15 protein-coding genes and 1 riboswitch are annotated in these 13,003 nt (G+C 68.8%); of the genes, 10 read left to right on the top strand and 5 right to left on the bottom strand.

What is annotated here, in order from left to right:
- The first annotated feature begins 15 nt into the window (after nt 1-15).
- Nucleotides 16-729: a DUF3159 domain-containing protein gene (locus tag ALI144C_RS28870; RefSeq protein ID WP_083753467.1), complete on the top strand. Its 714-nt coding sequence runs from the start codon at nt 16-18 to the stop codon at nt 727-729.
- Here the strand turns inward: ALI144C_RS28870 and ALI144C_RS28865 are convergent.
- On the bottom strand, nt 630-1,583 hold the full coding sequence (locus ALI144C_RS28865; RefSeq protein ID WP_076990316.1) for an N-acetylglucosamine kinase: 954 nt from the start codon (nt 1,581-1,583) through the stop codon (nt 630-632). The genes ALI144C_RS28870 and ALI144C_RS28865 overlap by 100 nt on opposite strands.
- A gap of 163 nt (nt 1,584-1,746) precedes the next feature.
- On the opposite strand from ALI144C_RS28865, the gene nagA reads away from it, so the two are divergent.
- Complete coding sequence (gene nagA, locus ALI144C_RS28860) at nt 1,747-2,934, top strand: N-acetylglucosamine-6-phosphate deacetylase (RefSeq protein ID WP_076990315.1); 1,188 nt, start codon at nt 1,747-1,749, stop codon at nt 2,932-2,934.
- Between the two features lie 41 nt (nt 2,935-2,975).
- On the opposite strand, the gene ALI144C_RS28855 is transcribed toward nagA, so the two are convergent.
- Entirely contained in the window at nt 2,976-4,019 is a 1,044-nt protein-coding gene (locus ALI144C_RS28855) for an SIS domain-containing protein (protein ID WP_076990314.1), read from the bottom strand.
- A gap of 171 nt (nt 4,020-4,190) precedes the next feature.
- Between ALI144C_RS28855 and ALI144C_RS28850 the strand changes: the two genes are divergently transcribed.
- On the top strand, nt 4,191-4,955 hold the full coding sequence (locus ALI144C_RS28850; RefSeq protein ID WP_042190855.1) for a GntR family transcriptional regulator: 765 nt from the start codon (nt 4,191-4,193) through the stop codon (nt 4,953-4,955).
- A gap of 10 nt (nt 4,956-4,965) precedes the next feature.
- The gene (locus ALI144C_RS28845; RefSeq protein WP_076990313.1) at nt 4,966-6,465 is read left to right on the top strand and encodes an MFS transporter; all 1,500 of its coding nucleotides are present in this window, start codon (nt 4,966-4,968) and stop codon (nt 6,463-6,465) included.
- On the opposite strand, the gene ALI144C_RS28840 is transcribed toward ALI144C_RS28845, so the two are convergent.
- The gene (locus ALI144C_RS28840) at nt 6,428-7,375 is read right to left on the bottom strand and encodes a threonine ammonia-lyase (RefSeq protein ID WP_076990312.1); all 948 of its coding nucleotides are present in this window, start codon (nt 7,373-7,375) and stop codon (nt 6,428-6,430) included. The genes ALI144C_RS28845 and ALI144C_RS28840 overlap by 38 nt on opposite strands.
- A gap of 114 nt (nt 7,376-7,489) precedes the next feature.
- Between ALI144C_RS28840 and ALI144C_RS54715 the strand changes: the two genes are divergently transcribed.
- Nucleotides 7,490-8,104, top strand: coding sequence for a hypothetical protein (locus tag ALI144C_RS54715; RefSeq protein ID WP_143230930.1), 615 nt, complete (start codon nt 7,490-7,492; stop codon nt 8,102-8,104).
- Between the two features lie 408 nt (nt 8,105-8,512).
- A complete protein-coding gene (locus tag ALI144C_RS28835; RefSeq protein WP_330359617.1) occupies nt 8,513-9,439 on the top strand; it encodes a S1 family peptidase in 927 nt (308 codons plus the stop codon).
- A 72-nt stretch (nt 9,440-9,511) separates the two neighbouring features.
- On the opposite strand, the gene thiE is transcribed toward ALI144C_RS28835, so the two are convergent.
- Entirely contained in the window at nt 9,512-10,159 is a 648-nt protein-coding gene (gene thiE, locus ALI144C_RS28830; protein WP_076990310.1) for a thiamine phosphate synthase, read from the bottom strand.
- Between the two features lie 26 nt (nt 10,160-10,185).
- A riboswitch (TPP riboswitch) is annotated at nt 10,186-10,297 on the top strand.
- Here thiE and thiO point away from each other — a divergent pair.
- The 4 genes from thiO (at nt 10,288) to ALI144C_RS28810 (ending at nt 12,794) form a co-directional block, all read left to right on the top strand.
- Nucleotides 10,288-11,355, top strand: a complete 1,068-nt coding sequence (gene thiO, locus ALI144C_RS28825) for a glycine oxidase ThiO (protein ID WP_076990309.1) — start codon at nt 10,288-10,290, stop codon at nt 11,353-11,355. Its footprint overlaps the riboswitch before it by 10 nt.
- On the top strand, nt 11,352-11,552 hold the full coding sequence (gene thiS / locus ALI144C_RS28820) for a sulfur carrier protein ThiS (RefSeq protein WP_076990308.1): 201 nt from the start codon (nt 11,352-11,354) through the stop codon (nt 11,550-11,552). The genes thiO and thiS overlap by 4 nt, the downstream gene beginning before the upstream one ends.
- 1 nt (nt 11,553) lies before the next feature.
- Nucleotides 11,554-12,309, top strand: a complete 756-nt coding sequence (locus ALI144C_RS28815; RefSeq protein WP_076990307.1) for a thiazole synthase — start codon at nt 11,554-11,556, stop codon at nt 12,307-12,309.
- Nucleotides 12,310-12,365: 56 nt separating this feature from the next.
- Nucleotides 12,366-12,794: a MarR family winged helix-turn-helix transcriptional regulator gene (locus ALI144C_RS28810; protein WP_076990523.1), complete on the top strand. Its 429-nt coding sequence runs from the start codon at nt 12,366-12,368 to the stop codon at nt 12,792-12,794.
- Here ALI144C_RS28810 and ALI144C_RS28805 read toward each other — a convergent pair.
- Entirely contained in the window at nt 12,791-12,970 is a 180-nt protein-coding gene (locus ALI144C_RS28805; protein ID WP_143230929.1) for a hypothetical protein, read from the bottom strand. The two genes, ALI144C_RS28810 and ALI144C_RS28805, sit on opposite strands and share 4 nt — an antisense overlap.
- Between the last annotated feature and the right edge of the window lie 33 nt (nt 12,971-13,003).

Raw genomic sequence — 13,003 nt, 5'->3', positions numbered from 1 at the left:
AGGCAGGCTGGAGGGGTGAACAAGCGGGAGTCGCTCGGTGATGTGCTCGGCGGGCGCCGTGGTGCGTTGGACGCGAGCATTCCGCCGTTGGCCTTCGTCATCGGGTGGCTGGCGGCGGGCCAGGACATCGGGATCGGCGCGGCGGCGGCCTTGGGTGTCAGCGTCCTCGTCGGTGCGTATCGCCTGATCAAGGGCGGCAAGATCACCAATCTGGTGGTGAGTGTCGCACTGGTCGCCGCGGCGGCCCTGATCGCGCTGCACACCGGCCGGGCGGAGGACTTCTTCCTGCTCAGGTTGATGTCCAACGTGGCGAGTGCGCTGCTGTGGTCGGCGAGCATCGTGATCCGCTGGCCGCTGCTCGGTGTCGTCGTCGGCGTGGTCATCGGGCAGAAGACCGCCTGGCGCAAGGACCCCGACCTGCTGAGGGCCTATTCGCGGGCGAGCTGGGTCTGGGTGCTGCTGCAGTACACGCTGCGGGTGGTCGTGTGGGGCCTGCTGTGGTGGGCGGGCGAGGTTGTCGCGTTGAGCGTGGTCACGTTCGTCATGTCGTGGCCGCTGGTCGCGGCGACGGTCGCGGTGAGCGGAGTGGTGCTGTTCCGCTCACTGCCCAAGGACCACCCGGGTTTGCGTCACCCGCGGACGAGCTCCGACGGCCGCGGCGCCGACGGGCCGAGCACGTCGACCGCGGCCAGCCAGACCGCGCCGGTCGCGCCCTCGGTCGAGAAGTAGATCGGCAGGGCGCCGAGTCGTTCGCGGAGCAGCACGCCGACCGGGCTCTCCGGCCCGGCCACGCTGCCGATCATCACGACCGGGCTGCGGTCGTCATCGCCGACTCGGGTGTCCGCGACCATTCCGGCGAGGACGTCGACAGTCCGCGTGACGATGTCGGTGGCGACCGGGTCGCCCGCCGCGTGCGCGGCGGACACGAACGGCGCGAACCGCGCGAGCCGGATCGGCTGTTCGGCGTTGGCGGCCGTGATCAGCTGCGACCAGAGCTTCTGGTGGTCGCCCGCTGTGGTCCCGACGGCTTCGGTGAGCACGGCTTTGGCCAGTTCGCCTGCTGGTACGTGCGTCTCGAGCAGCTTCAGCACGGCGCGCACGGCTTCCCGGCCCATCCAGTACGCGGAGCCCTCGTCACCGAGCAGCCAGCCGATGCCGCCGACGATCCGGGCGGCGCGGTGGTTCTCGATGCGGGACGCGATCGAGCCGGTGCCCGCGACCAGGATGGTGCCGGACGGCTCGGCCGTCATCGACGCGAACGCCGCCTCCTGGTCGGTGATCACCCTGACCTCGCAGCCGAGCCCCAGTTCGCGCCACGTGTCGTGGAACACCTTGGCCACGTCGGGGTCGCTGAGCTTGGACGACCCGGCCATCCCGACGACGCACGCCCGGCAGTCAGCCGGGTCCAGGTCGCGGATGGCCAGTGCGATCGCCTCGGCGATCCGGGTCGCGGCGACGTCGTACGGATGGGAGTTGGGGTTCGCGCCGCCCGAGGCGCCCCGGCCCAGCCGGTAGCCCTCCAGATCGACGGCCAGTGCCCTGCTGCCGGTGCCACCTGCGTCCACGCCGACCACGTAGCTCACTGCTGCTCCATTCGGAGTAGTATCCACTCTGCCCGCTTCGTCTTACCCCCTCGGCGAAGCGGGTTTCTCACATCTGGGCTCGGAATCTCGTCAATTGTTAACTAGACTCGACGGACTGTTCGCCGATACGCTAGCACTGGTCTGGACCAATTGGAGGGGAAGTTTGAGTACTGTCCTCGCCGCGCAGAAGGCCCTGATCGGCCGCGGCTTCTCCGGCCCGGTTTCCGTCCGCATCGAGGACGGCCGGATTGCCGATGTCACCGAAACAGCGAACGGCGACGTGGCGAGCGGCCTGCTCACCCCCGGTCTGGTCGACATACAGGTGAACGGTGCGTTCGGCACCGATTTCGCCGAGATCGACAACGATGGCATGCGCAGGATCGTGCGCAACCTGCCGAGGACCGGTGTCACCAGGTTCCTGCCGACGCTGATCACGGCCGACCTGAACCGGATCGTCGAGCAGGCACGCGCTGTGCTCGCTGCGGTGTCCACAATGAACGGTTCCGGCGCCCGATCGCTTGGCGTGCACCTGGAAGGACCATTCCTGTCGCCCAAACGGCCGGGTGTGCACGACCCCTCGCTGATGGTCGCGCCGACCCCCGAACGCATCGACGCGGTACTCGAACTGCGCGACGCGCTGCGGATGGTCACGCTGGCGCCTGAACTGCCCGGCGGCTTCGAAGCGGTCAAAAGGCTTACCGAGGCGGGTGTTCTGGTCGCCGTCGGTCACACCGACGCGACCGGCGCGGAGACGACGAAGGCCGCGGACGCCGGCGCGCAGATGATCACGCACCTGTTCAACGCCCAGCGCGGGCTCGGCCACCGGGAACCGGGCGTGCCCGGCGTCGCGCTCGTCGACGAGCGCTACACCCTCGGCCTGATCGCCGACCTCGCGCACGTCGGCGCCGACGCGTGCCGACTGGTCTTCAAGGCCGCGGGCGACCGGGTCGCGCTGGTCACGGATGCCGTGGCGGCGGCCGGGATGCCGCCGGGCGTGTACCGGCTCGGCGGTGCGGACGTGCTGCTGTCGGACGATGGCGTGCCCCGCTCCGCCGAAGGAACCATCGCCGGAAGCGCGTTGACGCTGGACCGCGCGATCCGCAACGTCATCTCGATCGGGGTCGACCCGGTCACGGCGTTCCGCGCCGCGACGGTCGTGCCCGCCGACACGATCGGGGAGACGGCGCTCGGCCGGATCGAGCCGGGCGCGCTGGCCGATCTCGTCCTGTGGGACGACGAGTTGCGGCCGAGCAAGGTCTGGGTGGAAGGCAAGCTGGTCTACGACGCGCAGACAGCGGAGCCGGACACCACGCTCCCACCCCACCGCGAGGCAGCGGGTCAGCCTTCGTGAGTGGTTTGGCCGGTTCTAACCGGCCAAACCACTCACGAGGACTAGCGGGTCCTCGTCACCTTTGAGAGGCCTCGCGGGCTGTCCGGGTCGCCGCCGCGCGCGAGCGAGAGCCCGAGCGCGAGTCGTTGCAGCGGCAGGACTTCCAGGATCGGCGCGACTTCCTCGGCGGTTTCCGGCAGCACGATCCGGGAACTGGCCGGGACGTCCGCCGCGGCCGAACCGACGGCGAGCACGTCGGCGCCGCGCTGGCGCACGGTGTCGACGACGTCACGCATCGCCTCGCCGCCACGGCCCGCGCTGGTGACGGCGACGACGCCGGTGTCGGAATCGATCGCGGCGACCGGGCCGTGCAGCAGGTCCGCGCCGCTGTACGCGCGGGCGGCGAGGTAGCTGGTCTCGGCGAGCTTCAGGGCGCCTTCGGCCGCGGTGGCCGAGGAGTAACCGCGCCCGGTCGTCACCATCCGTTCGACGAACCGATACCTGGCGACAGCCTCCTCGACGGGCGAGTCGATCGTGGACAGCGCCTGCGCTGCGAGTTCGGGCAGCGCAGCGGCTTTCTCACCCTGTCCACCCTGGACAGAGTCGATCAAGAGGTACAGCGCGAGCAGCGTCGCGGTGTAGGTCTTGGTCGCGGCGACCGCCTTTTCGACGCCCGCGTTGACATCGACTGACAACTCCGCGACCCCGGCGAGCTCGGAGTCCGGGTTGTTGGTGACGGCGACGGTGAGCGCGCCGCGGTCGCGTGCCGCCGCTGTCGCCTCGATCAGGTCGGGCGAGCCACCGCTCTGGCTGACGGTGACGTAGAGGACGTCGTGCAGGTCCGGCTTGGCGTTGTACAACGTCGTCGTCGACGCGGACACGAGGCCCGCGGGCAGCTCGAGCAGAACTTCTGTCAGGTACTTCGCATACAACGCGGCGTGGTCGCTCGATCCACGAGCGGCCAGCAGCACGAAGCGTGGCGCGCGTTCGGCGATCACCCCGCCGACGGAGGCGATCGACGGCCGCGTTGCCGTGACCGCTGAGAACACCTCCGGCTGCTGAGCGATCTCGGCACTCATGTGCCTGCCGGGCGTTTCGTCGGTCATCCGGCCCCTCCCGTAGTAGGTCTAGACCAATCGTAATGGGCGGGCCACCCCGACCGCCACGTGAGACGATGTGGTGCCAGTTTGTCACTCCAACGGGCAACAGGGTGGGGTTTGATCGCATCTGAGCCGGTGGCAGGGCATGCTGTGGGGGTACGCCTTGAGGAGGAGGCCATGCTGGAGACATCGTCCGCCGCGACATCGGACGCCGCAGCCGCCGCGCGCCTGCAGCGCGAGCCGAAGTACTGGGGTTTGAAGCGGCATCTGCTCGACCTGCTCAGCGCGCTGCCTCCGGGCTCGCCGATTCCGACCGAGCGCTCGCTCGCGTCGGAGTTCGACGTATCGCGCACCACCGTGCGCCAGGCGCTGGCCGAACTGACGGTCGAGGGCAGGCTGCTGCGCGTGCAGGGCAAGGGCACCTTCGCGGCCGAGCCCAAAGTGGCGCAACGACTGCACCTTTCGTCCTACACGGAGGACATGCGGGCGCAAGGACGTGAACCATCTTCACGTTTGCTCGAGGTCTCCGAGCTGCCCGTGGAAGCCGAACTCGCCCGCCTGCTGGGAATCCGGGCGGGCGCGAAGATACTGCGGCTGCACCGCCTGCGCTTCGCCGACGGCGAGCCGATGGCGCTGGAGACCACGCACCTGCCACTGGGCCGGTTCCGCGGTCTGCGCAGGTACATCACCAGCGGAGGCTCGCTCTACCAGGTGCTGCGGGAGCGGTTCGGGGTCGAACTGGGGCACGCCGAGGAGACCATCGAGACCGGCCTGGCAGGTCCGCAGGAGGCGGAACTGCTGGGGGCGGACGTCGGCATGCCGATGCTGTTGCTGTCCCGGCATTCCTTCGGCACGGACGGGCGGCCGGTGGAATGGGTGCGCTCGGTGTATCGCGGTGACCGGTACAAGTTCGTCGCGACCCTGAACCGTCCAAACGGGTGATTGGCTTCCGTTGAGCATTCGCTGGGGCACGCCTGTTGCCCGGGGTGTCCTCGCCACCACCATCATGGCGTCGGGGATGGCGATGCTCGACGGCACCATCGTCAACGTCGCGCTGCCGCGGATCGGCAAGGAGCTCGAAGCGTCCGTCGCGGGTCTGCAGTGGATCCTTGACGGCTACCTGCTCTCCCTCGCCTCGCTCATCCTGATCGCCGGGTCGCTCGGTGACCGGTACGGCCGCAGGAAGGTCTACATCCTCGGCATCGTGTGGTTCGGTCTGGCTTCGCTGCTCTGCGGTGTCGCACCGACCACCGAGCTGCTCGTCGTCGCCCGGATCCTGCAGGGCATCGGGGGCGCGCTGCTCACGCCCGGCTCGCTGGCGATCCTCCAGTCCTCTTTCGACCGTGTCGACCGGGCTCGCGCCATCGGGGCATGGTCCGGTTTGGGTGGTATCGCCGCCGCTGTCGGGCCGCTGGTGGGTGGTCTGCTCGTGCAGGCGTGGTCGTGGCGGCTGGCGTTCCTCATCAACCTGCCTGTCGCCGTCATCTGCGTCTGGATGGCGCGCAAGTACGTTCCCGAATCGCGGGACGAGCAGATGCGGGGCCATCCCGACATCGTCAGTTCCGCGCTCGGCGCTGTCGGGCTCGCGGGCGTCACGACCGCTCTGGTCGAGGCTCCTGTGCGCGGTGCCGACCCGATCGTCCTGGTTGCCGGGATTCTCGGCCTCGCCGGGCTGACTGCTTTCGTTGTCCTGCAGATCAAGTCGCGCGACCCGCTCGTGCCGCCGGAGATGTTCCGCGACCGAACGTTCACGCTGTCCAACGCGCTCACGTTCGTGGTCTATACCGCGCTCGGCGGCGTGATGATGCTGCTGGTCCTGCAGCTACAGGTGTCGTTGGGGTACGGGCCGACCGCCGCGGGTGTCGCCGGGCTGCCCATCACCATCATCATGTTGCTGACGTCTTCGCTGTCCGGGCGGATCGCCCAGAAGTTCGGGCCACGGCTCCAGCTCGTCGTCGGCCCGCTCGTGATCGCCGTCGGGATGCTGCTGATGATGCGGATCGAGCCTGGGGCGTCCTACGTCACCGAAGTCCTGCCCGCGGTGGTGGTCTTCGGCCTGGGGTTGACGACCGTGGTCGCGCCTGTGACAGCGACCGTTCTTGCGGCGGCCGAGGATCGGCACGCGGGCGTGGCGTCGGGCGTGAACAACGCGATCGCGCGGACAGGTGGCCTGCTTGCCGTCGCTGTGCTGCCTGCGGTGGCCGGGTTGAACGGCGCCGCATACACCGACCCCACGGCTCTCACGAGCGCGTGGCGGACCTCGTTGACGATCTGTGCCGTGCTGGCTGCCGTCGGCGGGGTGCTGGCGCTGGGCGTGCGCAACGACGTTCTCGGCAGGACACCGGAGCCGGAGCACGAGGCCCCGGCGCCCGGTGAATGCCTGCACTGCGGTGTCGAGGGCCCACCGACGCACATCAAGCCGACAGGATCTCCTGAAGCATCTGTGGATTGACGTTCCCGCCCGACACGATCACCGCCGTGCGCCCCGCGGGCACGGCACCCTTCAGGTACGCGGCGAGCGCGGTCGCCCCGCTCGGCTCGGCCACCAGGTGCGACTTGTATGCGAGCACGCGCATGGCTTCCCGGATCTCGTCCTCGGTGACCGTCACCATGCCGTCCACGACCTTGCGCAGGTGCGCGAAGGTCAGGTCGGACGGCTGGGAGCGCAGTCCGTCGGCGATCGTGCGGTTGCGGTCGGCCACCGACCAGTCCACCCGGTGCCCGGCCGCCAGTCCTTCGGTCGCGTCCGCGGCCAGTTCGGGTTCGACACCGTAGATCCGCGCGTCGGGGCACAGCGCCCGGATGGCCGTGCCGACGCCGGACGCCAGGCCGCCACCGCTGACCGGGACCAGCACGATCTCCACGTCCGGCAGGTCGCGCGCGATCTCGAGGCCCGCCGTGCCCTGGCCCGCGATCACGTCGGGGTGGTCGAACGGCGGCACCAGCACCGCGCCGGTCTTCTCGACCAGGTCGTCGGCGTACTCCTCGCGCTTGCCGACCGGGCAGAGCACGACCTCGGCGCCGTACGACCGGGTCGCGTCGATCTTGACCGACGGGGTGTCCTCCGGCATGACGATGTACGCCGGGATGCCGTACGCCCGCGCGGCGTAGGCGACTGCTTGCGCGTGGTTGCCGCTCGAGTACGCCACGACGCCCCTGGCGCGTACCGGTTCGTCCAGACGGGCCAACGTGTTGAAGGCGCCCCTGACCTTGAACGCGCCGATCGGCTGCAGGCTCTCCGGTTTTATCCACAGTGGACGATCGGGGTCGGCCCAGCCGGCCGGGAGCAGCGGCGTCCGCACGGCGAACTCGCGCACGCGGTCGGCCGCCGCCTTGATGTCGTCGATAGTCACCAGTTCCACACGGCGATTCTGCCCTGTTCAGAGCCGGTGTGCGTACTGTCCATTATGGACTTCGATGGTGGCGGTGCTCACGTTCGGGCAACGCGCCCGCGAGCCGTTACGTCAACCAGAGCAATGAGCGAGGAGAAGAAGACCGGATTCCACCCGAGTCAGGTCGCCGTCGCGGCGCTGGCGGCGGTGACCGCCGCGATCCTCGGATCGACACTCGGTGTCGCCGGTACGGTACTGGGCGCAGCAATTGGTGCGATCGTGACGACCGTCGCGGCCGAGCTATATGCGCGGTCCATTGACCGAGTTCGTAGCCGAGTTGTTAAGTCGGACGCGGACGTACCGGACAAGAAAGTCGAGAAGTCGCCACGCGCCGTGCGCTGGCAATTACTCACCGCTGGGGCGCTTGCCGCATTCGTTCTCGGCATGCTTGTGATCACCGGTATCGAATGGGTGCGCGGTGAACCACTTTCCGGTGACGGCAAGACCACGATTGGTGGCGTTCTGCAGCGGCCTGAACACGGCGAGCAAAAATCAACTCCACCACAAAAGACGGTGCCGCCGCCCACTGTCACGGTGACCGAAACGCCGTCACTGACGCCGTCGCGAACCGCACCGCCGACCTCGACCCCGCCGCCTCCGTCCAGTGGCTCGGGCTCGTCCAGCTCCTCGTCGACCCGCAGTACGACTACTGATCCGGTTCAGACCGGCACGCCGAGTGCTCCACCGGAGTCGCCGTAGAGCGCTCTGTCCAGGCGTGATTACAGTGCGTACAAGAAACATGTGATTTGGAACACAGTTTCACCCTGTTCGGGCCATTGTGTAACGCCCACGCGATTCATACGCTCGCTTGCGGAGGGTGACCCGGAAGAGTGACGCTCGAACAGGTGCCGGGGTGAGTCGACCACCCCGGCACCTATTCCTTGAAAGCCCGCGAGCTGGCCCTGCATCCAGCTCACGGGTCCCTGCACCCAAGGAGACGACATGAACCCAAGGAAAACGCTCCGGTTAACCGGTACCGTCCTCATTGCCGCCGCCATGGCTGTGCTGCACAGTCTACCCGCGTCCGCGGCCTCTTCGGGTGGCACTTCTGCAACAGATTTGTCGACTCTTCAGTTCGAGGCCGAAAATCCCGGGTTGCTGGCTGCCATGAAGCGGGATCTCGGCCTCGACGCGACGGAGGCACGCGCGCTCGCCGCGACGCAGGAGGTCGCCACCGCGACCGAGAATTCGCTGCGTACGGCGTTGGGCGACAGTTTCGGCGGCGCCTACTTCGACAGCGCGTCGAGGAAACTCGTCGTCGGGGTGACCGACGCGAGCAAGGCCGGGGCCGTGACGGCCGCCGGAGCGACGGCCAAAGTGGTGGCCCGCAGCGCGGCCCAGTTGGACTCCGCTGTGGCACAGCTGAACGCCCGTGAAGCCAGCGCACCGTCCTCGGTGACCGGTTGGTACGCCGACACTGTGACCAACGAGATAGTCGTGACCGCCCTCCCGGGCACGGCTCAGGTCGCCAAAGCCTTCGCGGGTGACGTGCGGGTCGTCGAAGCCGAGGCCCCGCAGCCGTTCCTCAAGGGCGGCGACGCCTACACCATCGGTGGCAGGTCGCGCTGCTCCGTCGGTCTGACCGTCCGCGGTGGCTTCGTCACGGCCGGGCACTGCGCGGCCGCCGGTGCGCCCAGCAACGGCACCTGGGGCGGCTCGTCCTTCCCGGGCAACGACTACGCCTGGGTGCGCACCAACTCCGGTGTCACGCTGGAGCCACGTGTCGGCTCGGTGACGGTCAAGGGCTCGACCTCGGCCGCGACCGGCGCGGCTGTCTGCAAGGCCGGTTCGACCACCGGCTGGACCTGCGGCACCATCGGTGCCAAGAACCAGACCGTCCGGTACCCGCAGGGCGCCGTGACTGGCATGACCGCGTCGAACGTGTTGTGCCAGCCCGGTGACTCCGGTGGCGGCTTCATCACCAACGCCGGTCAGGGCCAGGGTGTCGTGTCCGGCGGCAACTCGTCGGTGTGCTACTTCCAGCCGCTCCCTGAGATCCTCTCGGTCTACGGCCTGACTCTGCTCACCGGCTGACCTCTGTTGTGCAACCAATGTGGCCTTTGTTGCAAAAAACGCAACAAAGGCCACATTGGTTGCACGGGGTGCTCAGTTGGTGAGCTGGGATTTCAGCAGGCTGGCGGCGGCGCGCGGGTCTTCAGCCTCGGTGATCGCGCGCACGACCACCGCACGGGACGCGCCTGCGGCCAGCACCTCCGGCATCCTGCCCGCGTCGATACCGCCGATGGCGAACCACGGCTTTGCCGGGTCGTCCTCGGCGGTTTGCCTTACCAGGTCCAGACCGGGCGCGGGCCTGCCGGGCTTGGTCGGCGTCGGCCAGCACGGACCGGTGCAGAAGTAGTCGACGCCCTGCTCGGTCGCGGCGGCGCGGGCCTGCGCCACGTCGTGGGTCGACCGGCCGATGACCATCTCCTCGCCGACGATCCGCCGCGCGTACTTCACCGGCAGGTCGTCCTGGCCCAGGTGCAGCACGTCCGCGCCGACGGTCGCCGCGATGTCCGCGCGGTCGTTGACCGACAGCAGCGCACCGTGCTTCGCGCAGATCCCGGCCATCACCTCCAGTGCGGCGATCTCCTGGCGCGCCTCCAGGGTCTTCGCGCGCAGCTGCACGATGTCCACACCTCCGCCGAGCGCCGCGTCGACGAAGTCGGCGAGGTCGTCTCGGATGTCGGTGCACAGGTAGAGCCGTGCTCCGGCGAGCTTGCGCCTGAGGTCTGTCCCACTGAGTCCGGGCATACCTTGATTTCTACGCTATTCTGGTCACCGGTCCGCACGGGAGCCTGGCGACACCGGGCTGAGAGGGAGCTTGTGGCAGCTCCGACCGTCGAACCTGATCCGGGTCATGCCGGCGCAGGGAGCGTGTTGTGGTCAAGGGAAAGATCGTCGTCGTCGGGGCAGGCGTGATCGGCCTGTCGGTCGCCTGGCGTGCCATGAACTCCGGATGGCGGACGGTTGTGGTCGACCCGCAACCGTGTTCGGGCGCGTCCTGGGTGGCGGGTGGCATGCTCGCGCCGACCACCGAGGCGTGGCCGGGTGAAGAACCGTTGCTGGAACTGGGCGAGGCCTCCTTGCGGGCGTGGCCGGAGTTCGCCGCGGACCTCGGCGACGTCGGGCTGCGCACGGAAGGCACTGTGGTCGCGGCGTTCGACTCGGCCGACGTGCGGCAGCTGGAGATACTGGCCGAGCACCTGGCTTCCACCGGGCGCGAGGTCGAGCAGTTGACCGGCCCTGAGCTGCGCGCGCTGGAGCCCGCCATGTCCACGTCCGTTCGAAGTGGACTGAGCGTGCCCGGGGATCTGGCCGTGGACAACCGGAAGCTGCTCGAGGTGCTGGCCTCGAAGGCGGATTTCCGGCACGCGGAGGTGAAGTCGATCCGGCCGGGGGCCGTCGAGCTCGAAGGTTCCACAGTGGACTGCGACGCCGTCGTCATCGCCGCGGGGGCGTGGAGCCGGAACCTGCATCCCCGCCTGAGAACGGTGATCCGCCCGGTGAAGGGCGAGATCCTGCGGCTCGGACCCGGCCGTGGCGCGTTGCCGCTCGGTCGCACGATCCGGGCCCTGGTCGAATCACGACCGGTGTACCTCGTTCCGCGGGACACCGGGGAGGTCGTGCTCGGCGCGACCCAGTACGAAGCGGGCTACAACACGGACGTCACGGTGAAGGGCGTCCGGGATCTGTTGCTGGACGCGGAACGCGTCGTGCCGGGCATCTCCGAGTACGTCCTCGTCGAGAGCGCTGCGGGTGTGCGCGCGTCGAGCCCGGACAACCTGCCGGTGATCGACTGGGTGGAACCGGGCGTGCTGGTGGCCAGCGGGCATCACCGCAACGGCCTGCTGCTCGCCCCGATCACCGCGGCCGCGGTGGTGGCGTTGCTCGACGGTGAACCGGTACCCGAAGCGGCTCAGGTGGCCGGATTGGAGTCACGAGGATGAAGGCTCGCGTGAACGGCGTCGAGCGCGAACTCGCCGAAGGCGCGACGGTGGCCGATGTCCTCCGGATGCTGGACGTGCCCCGGAACGGCGTCGCCGTCGCCGTGAACGGGGAGGTCGTGCCCCGCGCCAGGCACCTGGCGACCGTCATCGGCGACGGCGCGGACATCGAAGTGCTGACCGCTGTGCAAGGAGGCTGACATGGACGACCCGTTCATCCTCGCTGGCCGGGAGTACGAGTCCCGGCTGATCATGGGAACCGGTGGCGCAGCCAACCTCGCCGTCCTGGAACGCGCGCTGATCGCCTCCGGCACCCAGTTGACCACCGTGGCCATCCGCCGCGTCGACTCGGACGGCGGCACCGGTGTGCTGGAAACGTTGCGGCGGCTGGGGATCGATCCGCTGCCGAACACGGCGGGCTGCCGGACAGCCGCGGAAGCCGTGCTGACGGCCCAGTTGGCACGGGAAGCGTTGGACACCACCTTGATCAAGGTCGAGGTGGTTGCCGATGATCGGACGTTGCTCCCCGATCCCGTTGAGCTGCTTGACGCCGTGCGCAAGCTCGTCGCCGACGGGTTCGTGGCGCTGGCGTACACCAACGACGACCCCGTGCTGGCGTTGCGGCTGGAGGAAGCCGGTGCGGCCGCGGTGATGCCGCTCGGCTCCCCGATCGGCACCGGGCTGGGCATCAGGAATCCGCACAACATCGAGTTGATCGTTGCCAGGGCGTCGGTTCCGGTCGTCCTCGACGCCGGGATCGGCACCGCGTCGGACGCCGCGTTGGCGATGGAACTGGGCTGCGACGCGGTGATGCTGGCCACCGCGGTCACCAGGGCGAGCGATCCCGAGAAGATGGCCGCGGCCATGCGCAGCGGTGTTGTCGCAGGTAGATTGGCCCGCTCGGCCGGGCGTATACCGCAACGATTCTGGGCACAGGCATCCAGCCCTCCTCGGTAACCTCGGGCGAAACAGTCATCATTGTCCGATGCACCTTGCACGAAGGAGGGCAGATGATGACGCCTTCGGCTGCTGAGGACGTGCCGGCGCGGCTCTACCTGGCGATCGGACGGCTGTCGAGGTCGCTGCGCCGCAGTGGCACACCAGGGCTCGGGCACGGCTCCATCTCCGCGCTGTCGACGCTGGTCGGCTGCGGTGAGATGCGGCTCGGCGATCTGGCGAACAAGGAAGGCGTGGCCGCGCCGACCATGTCGCGGATCGTCGCCGCGCTCGTCGAGGCCAAGCACGTGCAGCGCGAACCCGATCCGGTAGACCGCCGGGCGTGGCTGGTCAAAGCCACGCCGGAGGGCGAACGGATGGTCTCCGGGCTGCGCTCGACCCGTGTGCAGGAACTGCGCAGACGGATCGAACGGCTGCCCGACGACAAGCAGGCGCAGTTGATCAACGCCATCCCGGTGCTCGAAGAACTGCTGAACGAGGACTAGTCCCGTTCACCGGTCCGCGGGGTGATCCCGGCGAAGATCGACTTGTGTCGTGAGTGAAAACCGGGGTCAGCACCCCGACAACCACTCACGAGGGTTTCCTCCGCCTCGACGAGTTCGTCCGTCATGCCGCGGTCCATCCCGTTGACCACCACCGCGACGAACATGTTCAGCACCACGACAACACTGTGGCCACGTCGCGGTGAACTGTG

It is taken from the genome of Actinosynnema sp. ALI-1.44, assembly GCF_001984155.1.
In the GTDB taxonomy this organism is placed as follows: domain Bacteria; phylum Actinomycetota; class Actinomycetes; order Mycobacteriales; family Pseudonocardiaceae; genus Kibdelosporangium.
The sequence above is the reverse complement of the archived record's forward strand: the minus strand, read 5'-3'. Positions and strand labels throughout refer to the sequence as shown.